15 protein-coding genes and 1 pseudogene are annotated in these 17,363 nt (G+C 71.0%); 9 read left to right on the top strand and 7 right to left on the bottom strand.

Going from position 1 to position 17,363, the window contains the following annotated elements:
• Positions 1-79: 79 nt before the first annotated feature.
• The 7 genes from ACIBCT_RS01085 to proC all read right to left on the bottom strand — a co-directional run bounded on the left by ACIBCT_RS01085 (position 80) and on the right by proC (position 6,075).
• Positions 80-967 (bottom strand): lysophospholipid acyltransferase family protein, encoded by an 888-nt coding sequence (locus ACIBCT_RS01085; RefSeq protein WP_399185343.1) that lies wholly within the window; start codon positions 965-967, stop codon positions 80-82.
• On the bottom strand, positions 964-2,079 hold the full coding sequence (locus ACIBCT_RS01080; protein WP_399185342.1) for an NAD-dependent epimerase/dehydratase family protein: 1,116 nt from the start codon (positions 2,077-2,079) through the stop codon (positions 964-966). The genes ACIBCT_RS01085 and ACIBCT_RS01080 overlap by 4 nt, the downstream gene beginning before the upstream one ends.
• Positions 2,080-2,097: 18 nt before the next feature.
• Positions 2,098-2,196 (bottom strand): 30S ribosomal protein bS22, encoded by a 99-nt coding sequence (locus ACIBCT_RS01075; protein WP_018654693.1) that lies wholly within the window; start codon positions 2,194-2,196, stop codon positions 2,098-2,100.
• A 302-nt stretch (positions 2,197-2,498) separates the two neighbouring features.
• On the bottom strand, positions 2,499-2,702 hold the full coding sequence (locus tag ACIBCT_RS01070; RefSeq protein WP_012887307.1) for a helix-turn-helix domain-containing protein: 204 nt from the start codon (positions 2,700-2,702) through the stop codon (positions 2,499-2,501).
• A 322-nt stretch (positions 2,703-3,024) separates the two neighbouring features.
• Positions 3,025-3,804: a phosphatase gene (locus ACIBCT_RS01065; RefSeq protein WP_399185341.1), complete on the bottom strand. Its 780-nt coding sequence runs from the start codon at positions 3,802-3,804 to the stop codon at positions 3,025-3,027.
• Positions 3,805-3,889: 85 nt separating this feature from the next.
• Positions 3,890-5,053, bottom strand: coding sequence for an acetoin utilization protein AcuC (locus ACIBCT_RS01060; protein WP_399185340.1), 1,164 nt, complete (start codon positions 5,051-5,053; stop codon positions 3,890-3,892).
• Positions 5,054-5,280: 227 nt separating this feature from the next.
• Entirely contained in the window at positions 5,281-6,075 is a 795-nt protein-coding gene (gene proC, locus ACIBCT_RS01055; RefSeq protein ID WP_399185339.1) for a pyrroline-5-carboxylate reductase, read from the bottom strand.
• 127 nt (positions 6,076-6,202) lie between these two features.
• Here proC and ACIBCT_RS01050 point away from each other — a divergent pair, with 127 nt between their 5' ends.
• From ACIBCT_RS01050 to ACIBCT_RS01010, 9 genes and pseudogenes are all read left to right on the top strand, one after another.
• Entirely contained in the window at positions 6,203-6,436 is a 234-nt protein-coding gene (locus ACIBCT_RS01050; protein WP_399185338.1) for a type II toxin-antitoxin system VapB family antitoxin, read from the top strand.
• On the top strand, positions 6,433-6,843 hold the full coding sequence (locus ACIBCT_RS01045) for a PIN domain nuclease (RefSeq protein WP_399185337.1): 411 nt from the start codon (positions 6,433-6,435) through the stop codon (positions 6,841-6,843). The genes ACIBCT_RS01050 and ACIBCT_RS01045 overlap by 4 nt, the downstream gene beginning before the upstream one ends.
• A gap of 37 nt (positions 6,844-6,880) precedes the next feature.
• Positions 6,881-7,369: a hypothetical protein gene (locus ACIBCT_RS01040; RefSeq protein WP_399185336.1), complete on the top strand. Its 489-nt coding sequence runs from the start codon at positions 6,881-6,883 to the stop codon at positions 7,367-7,369.
• Positions 7,370-7,831: 462 nt separating this feature from the next.
• Positions 7,832-9,709, top strand: coding sequence for a molecular chaperone DnaK (gene dnaK / locus ACIBCT_RS01035; protein ID WP_399185335.1), 1,878 nt, complete (start codon positions 7,832-7,834; stop codon positions 9,707-9,709).
• A gap of 28 nt (positions 9,710-9,737) precedes the next feature.
• Entirely contained in the window at positions 9,738-10,349 is a 612-nt protein-coding gene (gene grpE, locus ACIBCT_RS01030; RefSeq protein WP_399185334.1) for a nucleotide exchange factor GrpE, read from the top strand.
• A gap of 34 nt (positions 10,350-10,383) precedes the next feature.
• Entirely contained in the window at positions 10,384-11,586 is a 1,203-nt protein-coding gene (gene dnaJ / locus ACIBCT_RS01025) for a molecular chaperone DnaJ (protein ID WP_399185333.1), read from the top strand.
• A 2-nt stretch (positions 11,587-11,588) separates the two neighbouring features.
• Positions 11,589-11,841, top strand: a pseudogene (locus tag ACIBCT_RS01020) (heat shock protein transcriptional repressor HspR); the annotation flags it as partial.
• A 216-nt stretch (positions 11,842-12,057) separates the two neighbouring features.
• Positions 12,058-14,640 carry an ATP-dependent chaperone ClpB gene (gene clpB / locus ACIBCT_RS01015; RefSeq protein WP_399185332.1) on the top strand — a complete coding sequence of 861 codons (2,583 nt, stop codon included), beginning with the start codon at positions 12,058-12,060 and terminating at the stop codon, positions 14,638-14,640.
• A gap of 392 nt (positions 14,641-15,032) precedes the next feature.
• Positions 15,033-17,198: a hypothetical protein gene (locus tag ACIBCT_RS01010; RefSeq protein ID WP_399185331.1), complete on the top strand. Its 2,166-nt coding sequence runs from the start codon at positions 15,033-15,035 to the stop codon at positions 17,196-17,198.
• Positions 17,199-17,363 lie beyond the last annotated feature (165 nt).

Here is a 17,363-nt window from a genome sequence, read left to right as displayed (position 1 = left end):
CGTGATCATCGGACGCGGGGAACGACGAGAACCGTGCCCGTCCGCGCGGCGCGAGCGGTGCCCGAAGGCCGGGGACGGGTCAGAGGAAGGGCGGGAAGGCGGGGCCGCGCCGCAGCCGGAGCTCGTCCAGCAGCTGCCCGACGGCCTCCCGGATCTGGTCGGTGAGGCCGAAGACCAGCATCGGGTCGTCGGCGTCGGCGGGGTCGAACCGGTCGGTGCGGATCGGCTCCCCGAAGCCGATCACCCACTTGGACGGGAGCGGGACCAGCCCTAGAAGCCCGAACCAGGGGAAGAGCGGCGTGACCGGCACGTACGGGAGCCCGAGCACCTTCGCCAGGAAGGGCAGGTCGCCCAGCTTGGGATAGATCTCCTCGGCGCCCACGACGGCGCAGGGGATCACGGGCACACCCGCCCGGATGGCGGAGGCGACGAAACCTCCGCGCCCGAAGCGCTGCAACCGGTAGCGCTCGGAGAACGGCTTGCCCACCCCCTTGAACCCCTCGGGGAAGACGCCCACGATCTCCCCCTTGCGCAGCAGCCGGTCGGCGTCCTCGGGGCACGCGAGGGTGTGACCGGTCTTGCGGGACAGGTGGGCGAGCACCGGGAAGCGGTACACCAGGTCCGCGCCCAGCAGGCGGAGCGCGCGGCGCTCGGGGTGGTCGTCGTGGAGGGCCACCTGGAGCATGAGCCCGTCGAGCGGAAGCGTCCCCGAATGGTTGGCCACGATCAGGGCGCCCGAGTCGCCGGGCACGTTGTGCATGCCGACGGTCTCGGTGCGGAACCAGTGGTGGTAGAGCGGGCGGAGCAGCTCCAGCAGGACCCTGTCGGTGAACTCCGGGTCGAAGCCGAACTCGTCGACCTCGTACTCCCCGGCCAGGCGGCGCCGCAGAAAGGCCAGTAGCTCGGCCAGGCGGTCCTCGCCCTGGGCGTTCCCGGCGTTCCCGGGCTCGCGCGCGCTCTCGCTCATCGTCCGGCCGCCCGAGATCCGGCCGCCCGAGATCCGGCGGTCCGAGACCCGGCCGTCCGAGACCCGGCCGTCCGAGACCCGGCTGCCCGGGATCCGGCCGCCTGGGAGAAGACCTCCAGCAGGGCGGCGGGAATGCCGCCGGCCAGGTCGCGGGCGCGCAGGAAGTCCTCGAAGGCGGCGGCGGTGGAGAACTTCGGCCTCCAGCCCAGGGCCGCGGCCAGCGGGGCGGTGTCGACCACACGCCCGTGGCGCATCAGGCGGAGCTGCTCGGAGGAGAAGTCGACCAGCCTCGCCCCCCGGGCGAGCTCGCCCATGAGACGGAAGACCGGGGAGGGGACCGGCAGCGGGAGCAGGCCCGCCCTGCGCGCGCACTGCGACAGCAGCAGCACGCCGTCCCCGGCCACGTTGAACGTGCCGGGATGGTCCTCCGTCGCCATCCGGCGCAGCACCTCGACCGCGTCGTCCTCGTGGACGAACTGCAGCCTCGGGTCGAAGCCGAACACGGTCGGCAGCAGGGGCTGGGTGAAGTAGCGCGTCAGCGGGGAGTCGACGCCGGGTCCCATGAAGTTCGCGAACCTCAGGGTCGACACGGCCACGTCTCCCCGCCGCCTGGCGAAGCCCCGGACGTACCCCTCCACCTCAGAGGCGTCCTTGGCGTAGCCGCGGCCGGGCGGCTCCCCCGGCTCGGCGTCCTCGGTGAAGACGGCCGGATCGCGCGGGGAGGAACCGTAGACGGCGGTGGTGGAGCGCACCACGACACGGCGGATCGTCGCGGATCGCTGACAGGCACCGAGCAGTTGCATGGTGCCGATGACGTTGTGCTCCTTCATGAGCGTCCGGCCACCGCTCCGGGGAGGAGCGCTCACCAGGCTCATGTGAACGACGGTGTCGATGTCGGCGTCCGCGATCACCCGGGCGATGTCGGGACCGCGCGGATCGACGCGGACGAACTCCGTCCGCCCGAGAGGTACGCCGCCATCACCTGTGAGCGAGGGCGGCGGCACCGTATCCACTCCGACGACCCGGTCGATGTCCGGGTCATCCGCGAGAACGCTCGCCACTCGGGCGCCGATGTGGCGCGAGACCCCGGTGACGAGCACGACATGGGGCATCGGCGCCTCGCAGATCCGCTACTTCTTGTTACGCCGCTGGATGCGGGTCTTCTTCAGAAGCTTGCGGTGCTTCTTCTTCGCCATGCGCTTACGGCGCTTCTTGATCACAGAGCCCACGGGACCCCCAGGTAGCTGGTAGCCGAGAATGTCGAACCGGTGCGCGAGAGCACACCGGCACAACAGACTACCGGCGATCCGCGGTGGATCGCCCCTGGGGGACCCCGGGCGCGCGAACTCACGACGCGGTGACCGCGCCGCTACCCCGACGAGACAGGGACCATCACATACCGGTCATACCGGAAAGCACACACCGGTCAGACCGGAAGGATCAGGTCATGAACCGTCCGATGCGCCTGGCTCGCCGCGCGGCCGGATCGCTCCCCCGGACGCTCGGCTCGGCGCACCGAACCGCCCCTGCCTCAACCTGCCTCGATGTAGGCATCCCTGAGATAATCGTGTACCGCCTGCTCCGGCACTCGGAAGGATCGACCGACCCTGATGGCCGGCAGCTCGCCCGAATGCACGAGTCGGTACACCGTCATCTTGGACACCCTCATGACGGTGGCCACTTCTGCCACCGTCAGGAACTTCACCTCACTGAGAGGTCTTTCGCCTGCACCCATCGGACGCCTCTTCCGCACGTGTATCCGGGTTATCCCCACTGGTGCCATTGCTCACGCACGTGTACTGCTGTCAGCGTAAGTCGGGACCCCGGGCACGCAAACCCCCTATTTTCTCAGCCCGTGGTCTCCCACGTCAGGAAAACCGACAAAGTCGCTGGCCAGCAGCCGGACCGTGCCTGTCCTGTCGATCTTGGAACGGACCAACTGTCTCCCATTAGAGTCGCCCACAATCCTCAAAAAGTTGGCAAACGGTCGGCGAGCTCCGTGGAATGCAGGCGCGAAATGCCCGTATAGGGACGGTCCGATTTGCGCATCTCCCGTCTCAGACGGCACGCAGGACCCTTTCGACCAGATGGTGCGTCAGCGGCTCGTAATAGCGGGGTAGCACGTTGTCATCGAGCGGCACGGTCACCGCGATCTTGCCCTCGGCCTCCCCGACGAAGAGCGCGGGGTCGTTGCTGTCGGCGAACCCGACCGTGAGGACGCCCGCCTCCCCCGCGGCCCCGGCCCAGCCGTGATCGGCGATCACCAGGTCGGGCCGGTCGGTCCCCAGCTCCGAGAGCATCGCCCGCATCGGGGCGGGATCGTGGGTGTGCACGAAGGAGCCCTTGTCGTCGAGCATCGCGACGTCGTCCATGTAACGGATCTTGCGCCTGCGGCCGAACCCGCTGCCCCAGTACGACCAGCCCTCGGCCGGGCCCATCAGGGTCACTCCGCGCGCCCTGAGCATCCGCGCCAGGGCCATGTGGATGGTGAGCAGGCCGGTGGGGTGACCGGTGGCGATCAGGATCCTGGGGCTCTCCTGGCGGAGCACGCCCGCGATCGTGTCGCCCATCCTCTCGACCGCCTCGATCGTACGGTCGGGGTCGATGGTGTCCTGGCCCTCGCGGTGACCCGGGTCGGCCACGACCCCCGCGGACTTGGCCATCAGCTCCAGGATGTCGCGGTAGGCCCAGGGGCCGTCCAGTGTCAGCCCGAACATGTAGTGCGGATCACGGTTGGCCAGCGACCGGTAGTGATCCAGGTTGTTCTCCCGGCTGGTCGCCACGTCCCCGGCGATCCTGGTCCGGACCAGGTGCTCGCGAAGCTCGGCGTGTGTCATCGGCGCACCTTTGTTCCTCGGTCCGGTTCACCGGGATACCGGCCGGGCCGTTTCGTCGTCGGGGAGGGACCGGTGAGTCCCCGCGTCACGGAAGGGGGTCAAGGCCATGAAGAGGAAAGACGGCGTTCCTCGTGGCCATGATGGCTCGGTCGATCGGGTCTGCTGGATCATAACCAGCGGAGAAATCACGAAATTCCGGGACACGACCGTCGGTCAGCGTCAGGGGGGCCGACTGGCCGGTCCGCTCCTTGACGAACGTGCGCCAGGCCCCGGGGGTGGCGGTGGCCGGGTCGAGCGGATGGCCCGCCACCTCTGCGATCAGGTGGGTCCACGCCCTGGGGACGACCTGCACCAGCTCGTACCCCCCGCCGCCGGTCACGATCCACCGGCCGCCGGCGGTCTCGTGGGCCAGCTCGTGCAGCGCCGCGTACGCGGTGCGCTGGCCGTCCAGGCTGAGCATCAGGTTGGCCAGCGGGTCGAGGGCGTGGCTGTCACAGCCGTGCTGGGTGACCAGGACGTCGGGGGCGAACTCCCGCAGCAGCGGCGGGACCACCGCGTGGAAGGCCCGCAGCCAGTCGCTGTCACCGCACCCGGCGGGCAGCGCCACGTTGACCGCGGTGCCCTCCGCGCCGCGCTCCTCGGGGAAACCGGTGCCGGGGAAGAGCGTGCGCGGGCTCTCGTGCAGGCTGATGGTGAGCACCCGGGGGTCGTCGTAGAACATCGCCTGGACGCCGTCGCCGTGGTGCACGTCCACGTCCACGTAGGCGACCTTGGAGGCGCCCTGCGACAGCAGCCACGCGATGGCCACGGCCGGGTCGTTGTAGACGCAGAAGCCGCTCGCGCACGACGTCATCGCGTGGTGCAGGCCGCCCGCGACGTTGACCGCGTGCTCGGCCTGCCCGGTCCACACCGCACGGGCCGCCGCCAGGCTGGCACCGGTGATCAGCGCGGACGCCTCGTGGACCCCGGCGAAGGCCGGGTTGTCGTCGGTGCCCAGGCCGTGGGCCACGTCCGGGCGCCCGGTGGCGGAGACCCGTTTGACGGCCTCGATGTAGTCGCGCTTGTGCACGAGCGCCAGCTCGTCGTCGGTGGCGGGGGCGCAGCCGCTCATCTCCACCAGGTCCAGCACGCCGAGCTCCCTGGCCAGGGCCATGGTCAGCTCGACCCTCACGGGCGCGAGCGGGTGGCCGGGGCCGAAGTCGTACGCGATGAGCGCATCGTCCCAGACGACCCGCACGGACCGGCTCATGCGCACTCCCGTCTGGCTCGCGACGCCGCGCGTCACGGCCCGATCTGCCTGCTCCCCGCTCGACGTTACCGCACGTGTACGCAAGGACGTTTACTCAGACGTCCCACACAAGGGGACCTCTTTCATCTAACCGAAACATCAGGATTTATTGCTGTTAATCCCTTCGCTTTCCACCGGACGGCGTTCCGGGGACGCCGGGCGCCGGGATCTGCGGGCGAGGGACGGGGTCACCCCTCGGCGAGCTGGCGTCCCCGGTCCCGGGCGGCCTCGATGGCGGCCAGGAAGGCGGCGCGGACGCTGTGCCTCTCCAGTTCGGCGATGGCCGCGATGGTGGTGCCGCCCGGCGAGGTGACCGCCTCGCGGAGGATCACCGGGTGCTCGCCCGAGTCGCGGAGCATGATCGCCGCACCGACGATCGACTGGGTGACCATGTCCAGGGCGGCGGCCCGGGGCATGCCGAGCAGGATCCCGGCGTCGACCATGGCCTCGACCAGGTAGAAGAAGTACGCGGGCCCGCTGCCGGACAGGGCGGTGGCCGCGTCCTGCTGCGACTCGGGGATGCGCAGCACCTTGCCGACCGGGCTGAACAGGTCCTCGGCGCGCCGCAGGTGCTCCTCGGAGGCGTGCGCCCCGGCCGAGATCACGCTCATCGCCTCGTCCACCAGCACCGGCGTGTTGGACATGACCCGGACCACCGGGATCTCGGCGCCCAGCCGGGACTCGACGAACGAGGTGGTGATGCCCGCCGCGGCCGAGATGATCAGGCGGTCGGCCGGCAGGTGGGGCGCTATCTCGGCGAGCAGGGCCCCCATGTCCTGCGGCTTGACCGCGAGGATGATCGTGTCGGCGCTCTTGGCGGCCTCGTCGTTGGAGACCACCCGGACCCCGTACCGCTCCGCGAGGGCCTCGCGGCGCTCGGCGCGCCGGGCCGTCGCCAGCACGTCACCCGGCTTGAACCCGGCCCTGAGCAGCCCGGAGAGCAGCGCCTCCCCCATCTTGCCGGTTCCAAGAATCGCGATCATGTGAGCACCTCGAAGTCGGGGATCGAACCTCCCGAACCCTATCGGCCCGGCCTTCCGTGGAACGTCCCGCAAAGTGGTTGATGCTGATGTATGCTATTTACATACAGCACCAACATTGGAGGGGTCGATGAGTGTCACCCAGATAGACCTGGACGATGAGGCGCTCGCCGAGGCGATGCGAATGCTGGGCACCACCACGAAGAAGGAGACCGTGAACGCCGCTCTGCGGGAGTACGTGGCACGCGTCAGGCGTATAGAGGCACTGGAGGCCCTCTCGGCCCGGGCCGCCCGGGGAGAGTTCGACGACGCGATGGAGGCTCGCCGGGCGGCCAAGCAGGCTCGGGACGACGCCTTCTCGTGATCTCCTATCTGGTGGACACCTCCGCCCTGTGGCACCTGCTGCGCGCCCCCGGAACACAGGAGGCATGGGCCGACCGAATCGCGTCGGGGGTGTTGAGCGTCTGCGAGCCCACGAGAACGGAATTCCTGTACTCCGCGACGGGCCCGGCACATCGCGACGAACTCGAAGCCGAACTCGGCAACCTCTGCCGATCGGTCACCGTCCCCAAGTCGGCGTGGCGCTGGGTCGAGAACGCGCAGTACAGACTCACCCAGAAGGGCCGGCATCGTTCCGCCGGACCGATCGATTTGCTCCTGTGCGCGACCGCCGTCCACCATGGAATGACCGTGCTACACGTCGACCAGGACTTCGTCACCGTCTCGGCGGTCATGAACGAGGTACGGCAGCGCGACATCAGGGTGCCCTGAACCGTCCGGGGCTCCCATCCGTCTTGGGGGTATGCGTATGATCGCGACCCCCATCCTGGCCGGAAGCCTGCTGCTGGCTCTTGGCTGCGGCACCGAACCCAGCGCCACGGTCTCCAACGGCGTCCCGTCCCGGCCCGCGAGCCACGACACGACCGCCCCCGTCGTCCCCTCGGAGCCGGCGGCCGGCACCGTGGCCCCCCGGACCGAGCCCACGGACGGCTCCCCGAAGCCCACGAAGCCCGAAGGGCACACCGACAACCCCCGCAAGGTCAGGTGGCTGAAGGCCACACCCTCCAAGAACGGCCGCAGCCTGCGGATCGTCTGGTGGTCCGGCGTCGAGCCGTGCAACGTCCTCGACCGGATCACCGTGCGCCAGACCTCCAAGCGGGTGACCGTCACCCTCTGGGAGGGCCCGAGCAGCAAGGTCCAGAACGTCGCCTGCATCGAGATCGCCATCCAGAAGGTGACGACCGTCAAGCTCAAGAAGCCCCTCGGCGACCGCAAGGTGGTCGACGGCGCCCGCTGAGACGGCGCTCACCGAGGCGGCGTCCGCCGAACCCGGAACCCGTCGGACCCGAAGCCCGTCGAGACCGGCGCCGAGATCGGCACCCGCCGAGACGGTAACCCCGCACGTCGTCGTCGCCCGCCCCGCGCACGCCCCGCCCGCGTCCTGATCGCCGGCGCCGCGTGCCGGGGCGCGCGGGTGCGGGCGAGTCCTTCCCGGGCCCGTGCGCGCCCGTGCGCGCACCCGTGAGCGCATCCCGTCCCGGACGCGGCGGCCTGACGCTCCCCGGTCGCCCTCTCCGGGAACGAACGAGGATGCTTCCACGTCAGAGGGGGTAGGACGCCCTTCGCCCGCTTCCTGAAGATCGGGAATGCTTTCGCGCGATCCAGGGTTGAGCCCAGTAGACTCAAGTCGTTTGACAAACCTCGTTCGAGGTTCCACCATGAGTCTCATCGACTCAACTTTGACTACAAGGACGTACTCATGGCACGTGCGGTAGGTATCGACCTGGGGACGACCAACTCCGTCGTCTCGATTCTTGAGGGCGGTGAGCCCACCGTCATCGCCAACGCTCAGGGTTCGCGGACCACCCCGTCCGTGGTCGCGTTCGCGAAGAACGGCGAGGTCCTCGTCGGCGAGGTCGCCAAGCGGCAGGCCGTCACCAACGTCGACCGGACGATCCGCTCGGTCAAGCGCGAGATGGGCACCACCTGGTCCGTCGAGATCGACGGCAAGAAGTTCTCCCCGCAGCAGATCAGCGCGTTCGTCCTGCAGAAGCTCAAGCAGGACGCCGAGGCCTACCTGGGCGAGAAGATCACCGACGCGGTGATCACCGTTCCCGCCTACTTCAACGACGCCCAGCGCCAGGCGACCCAGGAAGCGGGCACCATCGCCGGCCTGAACGTGCTGCGCATCATCAACGAGCCCACCGCCGCCGCGCTGGCGTACGGCCTCGACAAGGAGAAGGACGAGACCATCCTCGTCTTCGACCTCGGCGGCGGCACCTTCGACGTGTCCCTGCTCGACGTCGGCCAGGAGGACGGCCACGGCTTCGTCGAGGTCAAGGCCACCAGCGGCGACAACCACCTCGGTGGTGACGACTGGGACCAGCGCGTCGTGGACGAGCTGGCCAACCGGTTCAAGAACGCGCACGGCGTGGACCTGACCAAGGACAAGATGGCCCTGCAGCGTCTGCGCGAGGCCGCGGAGAAGGCCAAGATCGAGCTCTCCAGCCAGTCGGAGACCTCCATCAACCTGCCGTACATCACGGCCTCGGCCGAGGGTCCCCTCCACCTGGAGGAGAAGCTCACCCGCGCCGAGTTCCAGCGGATCACCGCCGACCTGCTCGAGCGGTGCAAGGGCCCGTTCAACCAGGTCGTCAAGGACGCCGGGATCAAGGTCTCCGACATCGCCCACGTGGTGCTCGTCGGCGGATCGACCCGTATGCCCGCCGTGGCCGAGCTCGTCAAGGAGCTGACCGGCGGCAAGGAGCCCAACAAGGGCGTCAACCCGGACGAGGTCGTGGCCATCGGCGCCGCCCTGCAGGCCGGTGTGCTCAAGGGCGAGGTCAAGGACGTCCTGCTGCTCGACGTGACCCCGCTGAGCCTGGGCATCGAGACCAAGGGCGGGATCTTCACGAAGATCATCGAGCGCAACACCACGATCCCGACCAAGCGCTCCGAGGTCTTCACCACGGCCGAGGACAACCAGCCGTCGGTGCAGATCCAGGTCTACCAGGGCGAGCGCGAGATCGCGGCGTACAACAAGAAGCTGGCCACCTTCGAGCTGACCGGCATCGCCCCGGCGCCGCGCGGGATCCCGCAGATCGAGGTCACCTTCGACATCGACGCCAACGGCATCGTCAACGTCTCCGCCAAGGACCTCGGCACCGGCAAGGAGCAGACGATGACGATCACCGGCGGCTCCGCGCTGCCGAAGGACGACATCGAGCGCATGATGCGCGAGGCCGAGTCCTACGCCGAGGAGGACAAGAAGCGCCGCGAAGAGGCCGAGACGCGCAACAACGCCGACTCGCTCGTCTACCAGACCGAGAAGTTCCTCGGCGAGAACGCCGAGAAGGTCCCGGACGACATCAAGACCGAGGTCAACGAGGCCGTCGCGGAGCTGAAGAAGGCTCTGGAGGGCACCGACTCGTCCGAGATCCGCGCCTCCGCCGAGAAGCTCGCCACGGTCAGTCAGAAGATGGGCTCCGCGATCTACGCTCAGTCCCAGGGGTCCGAGAACCCGACCGGCACGCCGGACGCGGACGCGGGCACCACGAACGAGCAGAAGGCCGACGACGACGTGGTCGAGGCCGAGATCGTGGACGACGAGCCGAAGCGCGACGACGGCACCAAGTGACGGCCGGAAAGCCGAGGGGAGCACCAGCGTGAGCACGCGCGAGAACGGTTCCGGAGAGGAGCCGGTGATCCGCGACAACCGGAAGATCGACCCGGAGACGGGGCAGCCACGCGAGGCGGACCCGGCAGAGGCCACCGGACAGGGCGACGGGGAGCAGGCCGAGGGGCCGTCCTCCCTGGCGTCCGACCTGGCCTCGATCGAGCTGGCCACCCAGCTCGCCGAGCGCACCGCGGACCTGCAGCGCCTTCAGGCCGAGTACTCCAACTATCGCAAGCGGGTCGAGCGGGACCGGGTCGCGGTCAAGGAGCAGGCGGTGGCCGGCGTCCTGTCGGAGCTGCTGCCGGTCCTCGACGACATCGGCCGGGCCCGCGACCACGGGGAGCTGACCGGCGGTTTCGCCAAGGTGAGCGAGTCACTGGAGGCGGCCACCGGGAAGCTGGGGCTCAGCACCTACGGCACCAAGGGCGAGGCGTTCGACCCGATGGTGCACGAGGCCCTGATGCACAGCTACTCCTCCGAGGTCACGGAAGCGACCTGCGTGGAGATCCTGCAGCCCGGTTACCGGATCGGCGAGCGAGTGCTCCGCCCCGCGCGCGTCGCGGTGGCCGAGCCCGAGACGCCCGCCGCGGACGACAACTGACACCCCCACGTCTGATCTCTGAGAAGGAAGATGGATGAGCACCAAGGACTACCTGGAGAAGGACTACTACGCCGTCCTTGGTGTGCCCAAGTCCGCCACGGCAGATGAGATCAAGAAGGCGTACCGGAAGCTGGCCAGGCAGTACCACCCGGATGCCAACCCCGGAAGCTCGGCGACCTCCGCGAGCACCGCGAAGTTCAAGGAGGTCTCCGAGGCCTACGACGTCCTGTCCGACACCAAGCGCCGCAAGGAGTACGACGAGGCGCGGACGCTGTTCGGATCGGGGATCGGCGGCTACCCGCCGGGCGCGGGGGCACCCCGTCCGGGCGGAGGAGGTTTCCCGTTCGACCTGGGGGACCTGTTCGGGGGGGCCAACCAGCAGCAGAGCGGCGCCGGGGAGCGCATCGGCGACATCTTCGGCGGCCTGTTCAACCGGGGCGGCGCGGGCCGCCCCGGCGGGACGACGACCAGGGCGCGCCGGGGCCAGGACATCGAGTCCGAGGTGACCCTCAACTTCTCCGAGGCGGTCGAGGGCACCACGGTCTCGCTCCGCCTGACCAGTTCCTCGGCGTGCACCGCGTGCGGGGGCACCGGCGCCAAGGCCGGCACCACGCCGCGGGTCTGCCCGACCTGTGAGGGCACCGGGGCGGCCAGCCGCAACCTGGGCAACTTCGCCTTCTCCGAGCCGTGCCGCGACTGTAAGGGCCGCGGCCTGCTCGTGGACGACCCGTGCCCGGTGTGCGACGGCAGCGGGCGGGACAAGAGCACCCGCACGATCCAGGCGCGCATCCCGGCCGGTGTCGCCGACGGACAGCGCATCAAGATCAAGGCCAAGGGCGCACCCGGCGAGAACGGCGGCCCGGCCGGCGACCTCTACGTCCAGATCCACGTCAAGCCGCACTCCGTGTTCGGCAGGACGGGTGAGAACCTGACGGTCACCGTCCCGGTCACCTTCACCGAGGCGGCACTGGGCGCCGAGATCAAGGTGCCGGTCCTCAAGGGGATGCCGGTCACCCTGCGCATCCCCGAGGGCACCCCGAACGGCCGCACCTTCCGGGTGCGCGGCCGGGGCGTGACCCGCAAGGACGGCACCAAGGGCGACCTGCTCGCCACGGTCGAGGTCCTCGTGCCCAGCAAGCTCGAGGACAAGGCGAGAGGCGCTCTGGAGGAGTTCCGCGACGCCACCTCGGGAGGTGACCCGCGGGCTGACCTGATCGCACAGGCCAGAAGCGAGTAGCCATGGAAGCCAACTACTTCGATCTGTCGGACGACACACCCGTCTACGTGATCTCAGTGGCCGCCCAGCTGTCCGGTCTGCACCCGCAGACCCTGCGCCAGTACGACCGTCTCGGCCTGGTCAGTCCAGGCCGTACGGCGGGACGCGGGCGCCTGTACTCCACCCGCGACATCGTGATGCTCCGCGAGGTCCAGCGGCTCTCCCAGGAGGAGGGCATCAACCTCGCGGGCATCAAGCGCATCCTGGCCCTCGAGACCGAGGCCCTGCGGCTGCGCGACGAGAACCATCGTCTCCGCGCGGAGATGAACATGATCCGCGCCCTGATCCAGTACCAGCTGCCCCCCGCCTGAGAGTCCCGTCCCGTCCCGTCGCACGGCGAGCCACCGCGGCGCGCCGCGGTGCCGGAGGCCGGACAGCAGCGTCCCATCCGCGGCGCGCGGCGCCGCCGTCAAGCACTAAGGCCTGGTAAGCATGGATTACAAGCTCACTCAGAAGAGCCAGGAGGCGGTCTCCTCCGCCATCCGGCGGGCGGCCGCGGAAGGCAACCCCGAGGTCGCCCCGGCCCACCTGTTCACCTCGCTGCTCGCCCAGACCGGCGGCACCGCCGTGCCCCTGCTGGAGGCGGTGGGCGCCGACTGGAAGAGGCTCCGGACCGAGGCCGAGACCCAGCTGGCGGCCCTGCCCAAGGCGCAGGGCTCCACGGTCGGCGCGCCGTCGAGCTCGCGGCAGCTTCTCACCGTGCTGAACACCGCGGCCCAGCGGGCCCGCAGCCTGGAGGACGAGTACGTCTCGACCGAGCACCTGCTGGTCGGTCTCGCCACCGACGGCGGCCCGATCGCCCGGCTGCTCACCTCCGCAGGCGCGAGCCCGGCCGCCCTGCTCGACGCCTTCGAGAAGGTACGCGGGCACGCCAAGGTGACCAGCGCGACACCCGAGGACACCTACCAGGCGCTGGAGAAGTACGGGATCGACCTGACCGAGCAGGCCAGGGCGGGCAAGCTCGACCCGGTGATCGGCCGCGACTCGGAGATCCGGCGGGTCGTCCAGGTGCTCAGCCGCCGTACCAAGAACAACCCGGTGCTCATCGGCGAGCCCGGCGTCGGCAAGACCGCGGTGGTGGAAGGGCTCGCCCAGCGGATCGTGGCCGGAGACGTGCCCTCCAGCCTGCGGGACAAGCGCCTGATCGCCCTCGACCTGGGCGCCATGGTCGCCGGGGCCAAGTACCGCGGCGAGTTCGAGGAGCGCCTCAAGGCCGTGCTCGGCGAGATCAAGGAGAGCAACGGCCAGGTCGTCACCTTCATCGACGAGCTGCACACCATGGTCGGCGCGGGCGCGGCCGAGGGCGCGATGGACGCGGGCAACATGCTCAAGCCCATGCTGGCCCGCGGCGAGCTGCGGATGATCGGCGCGACCACGCTGGACGAGTACCGCGAACGCATCGAGAAGGACCCGGCGCTGGAGCGGCGCTTCCAGCAGGTCTACGTGGGCGAGCCCACCGTCGAGGACACCATCGCCATCCTGCGCGGCCTCAAGGGACGCTACGAGGCGCACCACCAGGTGCAGATCTCCGACGGCGCGCTGGTGGCCGCGGCCGCGCTCTCCGACCGCTACATCACCTCCCGGTTCCTGCCGGACAAGGCGATCGACCTCGTCGACGAGGCCGCCTCCCGGCTCCGCATGGAGATCGACTCCCGTCCGGTGGAGATCGACCAGCTCCAGCGCAACGTCGACCGGATGAGGATGGAGGAGCTGGCGCTCGCCAAGGAGACCGACGAGGGCAGCCTGCAGCGGCTGGAGCGGCTCCGCAAGGAGCTCGCCGACCGCCAGGAGGAGCTCAACGCCCTGGTCGCCCGGTGGGAGCAGGAGAAGGCCGGGCTCAACCGGGTCGGTGACCTGAAGAAGCAGATCGACGAGGTGCGCAGCGCCGCCGAGCGGGCCCAGCGCGACGGCGACTTCGAGAACGCCTCCCGGCTGATGTACGCCGAGGTGCCGAAGCTGGAGGCCGAGCTGGCCGAGGCCAGCAAGACCGCCCAGCCCGAGGACGCCATGGTCAAGGAGGAGGTCGGCTCCGACGACATCGCGCAGGTCATCTCCTCGTGGACCGGCATCCCCGCGGGCCGCCTGCTGGAGGGCGAGACCAGCAAGCTGCTCCGCATGGAGGAGGAGCTCGGCAGGCGCCTGATCGGCCAGCGGCAGGCGGTCGAGGCCGTCTCCGACGCCGTACGGCGGGCGCGGGCGGGCATCTCCGACCCGGACAGGCCCACCGGCAGCTTCCTGTTCCTGGGCCCGACGGGCGTCGGCAAGACCGAGCTGGCCAAGGCGCTGGCGGACTTCCTGTTCGACGACGAGCGCGCGATGGTCCGCATCGACATGAGCGAGTACGGCGAGAAGCACAGCGTCTCGCGGCTCGTGGGCGCCCCTCCCGGCTACATCGGCTACGAGGAGGGCGGCCAGCTCACCGAGGCCGTGCGGCGCCGCCCGTACACCGTGGTGCTGCTGGACGAGGTCGAGAAGGCCCACCCCGAGGTCTTCGACATCCTGCTCCAGGTCCTCGACGACGGGCGGCTCACCGACGGGCAGGGCCGGACGGTGGACTTCCGCAACGTCATCCTGATCCTCACCTCGAACATCGGCTCGCAGTTCCTGGTGGACCCGGGCATGACCAAGGAGGCCCAGCGGACCGCCGTGATGGCCGCGGTCAGGAACGCCTTCAAGCCGGAGTTCCTCAACCGGCTCGACGACGTGATCCAGTTCGACGCGCTCGGCACGGAGGAGCTGTCGAAGATCGTGGACCTGCAGGTGAACCACCTGGCCAGGCGCCTGGCGGACCGGCGGCTCACGCTGACCGTGACCCCGGCGGCACGCGACTGGCTGGCGCTGACGGGCTTCGACCCGCTGTACGGCGCCCGTCCGCTCCGCCGCCTCGTGCAGTCCGCGATCGGGGACACACTGGCCAAGAAGGTGCTCTCCGGCGAGGTCCAGGACGGCGACGAGGTGCTGGTCGATCTCGACGGTGCGAGCGACTCCCTGTCGATCGGCCCGGTGAAGGGCTGACAGTGGGTGGGCCACGAGCGTGGGCTCATGAGCGTGGACCGCAAGCCGTGGACCATGCTCATGGTCCACGAGCGGTGGATCACGGTCACGGCTCATGAGTCGTGGGTCATGAGCCGCGGGTCACCCGGACCGTGGATCACGAGCGGGGTCCACGAGCGTGGATCGCGGTCGGGTGATCGCAGTCGGGTGATCGCGATCCACGGGCACGGATGATCGTTTCGGTAAGAGAGCGACCACGGGTGAGTGAGGCCCGGTAAGGGCTTGACCAGCTTTGAACCAAGCGGGCCACCCAGCGAGACCCCCCTGTTACGTTCGGCATTCGTCGGATTACCGAACGCAACAGGGGGATGTGCATGTCGAACGCATCACGGAACATCCGAGGATTTCTCGCGGTGGCGGTGCTCACGGCCGGTGCAGGATGGACCATGGTCTCTCCGGCCGCGGCGGGAATGGCGCCCTGCCCTGACCCGGACGCGGTGGGGACGTCCCAGACGCCCGGAACCACTTCGATCGCCTGTGAAGAGGCCGCGAGCACCGAGGCCACGGTCGTCGACGAGACGGCCACCAACGGTGCCGCGGTTCCGCCGCCCACTGACGAACCCGAGACGCCGGCGAGCGGTGAGATCGGGACCCCGGCGAACGCCGAGGCCCCGGCCGCCCAGGCCCCGGCTGCTGAGACCCCGGCCGAGGCTCCGGCCGCCGAGGCTCCGGCCGCTGAGGCTCCGGTTGCCGAGGCTCCGGCCGCTGAGGCCCCTGCCGGTGCCGAGGTTCCCGCCGAGGCTCCGGTTCCCGCCGGTGCCGAGGCGGCCCAGACCCCGGTGATCGCGGAGGCCGCCCAGGCCGCTGCCACCACCGACACCCCGGCCGAGGCTCCCGCCCCGACCACCGACACCCCTGCCCCGGCCGTCGAGGCCCCGGCTCCCACCACCCCCGAGGCCCCGGCTCAGGCCCCGGCCACCGAGGCTCCGGCTCCCGCCGACGCTCAGGCCCCGGCCAACGCCGAGACCCCCACCGAGGCACCGGCCCAGGCCCCCGCCCCGGCTCCCGCCGACGCTCCGGTCCCCGCCGACGCTCAGGCTCCGGCCGACGCTCAGGCTCCCGCCGAGGCACCGGCCGATGCTCCGGCTCCCGCCGACGCTCAGGCTCCGGCCGAGGCGCCCGCCCCGGCTCCCGCCGACGCCCAGGCTCCCGCCGAGGCACCGGTCGTCACCGACCAGCCGCAGGCTCAGCCCCAGGCCCCGATCGTGACCCCGGTCGGTGCCGAGGCGGCCCAGACCCCGGTGATCGCGGAGGCCGCCCAGGCCGCCGCCACCACCGACACCCCGGCCGAGGCTCCCGCCCCGACCACCGACACCCCTGCCCCGGCCGTCGAGGCCCCGGCTCCCACCACCCCCGAGGCCCCGGCTCAGGCCCCGGCCGCCGCCGAGGCTCAGGCCCCCGCCGAGGCACCGGCCCAGGCCCCCGCCCCGGCTCCCGCCGACGCCCAGGCTCCCGCCGAGGCACCGGCGCCCGCTCAGGCGCCCGCCCCGGCTCCGGCCGACGCTCAGGCTCAGACTCCGGCCGAGGCTCCGGCTCCCGCCGACGCCGAGGCTCCGACCGCCCAGGTCGGACCCCAGGCCCCGGCCGATGCCGAGGCGGCCCAGAGTGCGGCGGCCACGGAGGCCGAGATGCCCGCGACCGCGGACCGTCTTCGCACCGTCGGTCTCTCCGTTCTCCCCGAGAACGAGCGGACGACCTCGTGGGTGAGCCTGACCGGAGCGCCGGACCTCTCCGGAATGCCCGGCAACGGCATCAGCTGGCTTCGTGCACCGGTGCCCCCGGCTCCGGTGACCGACCAGCTCGCCGAGACGACCGTCACGCCCGAGAATGACGCGACGACCGTCGACCCGACCCCGGCCACCCCGGCGACCCCGGCGACCGACCCGGCCCCGGCCGGTACGGAGACCGCACCGGCCCCGGCCGGCGCCGAGGCTGAGGCGGAGACCGCACCGGCCCCGGCCGGCACGGAGACCGACCCGGCTCCGGCGGCCGGCACCATGGAGATGACCGTGACGGACAGGCCCGCGGAGATGCCGCTGGTCATCGTCCTCCCGGGAACCTCGGAGACCCCGGAGAACCCGGAGACCCCCGAGGCCCCTGAGGCACCGGCTGCCACGGCTCCCGAGGCAGCGGCTCCCACGGCCCCCGAGGCACCGGAGGCCCCTGCGGCCCCCGCCGCCCCGGAGACCGCCATGACGCCGGAAACCCCTGCGGCTCCCGTGGCCCCCGAGGCGCCCAGCGCTCCCGAGGCCCCCGTGGCACCGGAGGCGCCCACCGCCCCTGAGGCTCCCGAGGCACCGGAGGCCCCCGAGGCCGCCACTGCCCCCGAGGCACCGGCGGCTCCCGAAGCACCGGAGGCTCCCAGCGCCCCCGAGGCTCAGGGAACCCCGGCGGCTCCGGAGGCCCCCGCCACCGCCGAGGCCCCCGCGGCCCCTGCGGCACCGGAGGCCCCCGCGGCCGGCACCGTCGCCCCGGCGCAGGCCGTAGAGGCTCCCGCCCCTTCGGCCGCCACCGCGTAGGGAACGCTCCAGGAACCCGACGGCGAGTGACGGCCGGGTTCTGATCCACCCTCGAGGAGGGGGGGGGGGGGGGGGGGGGGGGGCCCCGCCCCCCGGGGGGGGGGGGGGGCGGCGGACACACCCCCCGGCCGCGCCCCACACCCCGCGGCGGCGGACGCACCCGCT

Origin of the sequence: Streptosporangium sp. NPDC050855, from assembly GCF_044456585.1 — a bacterium.
GTDB lineage: Bacteria > Actinomycetota > Actinomycetes > Streptosporangiales > Streptosporangiaceae > Streptosporangium > Streptosporangium longisporum.
The sequence above is the reverse complement of the archived record's forward strand: the minus strand, read 5'-3'. Positions and strand labels throughout refer to the sequence as shown.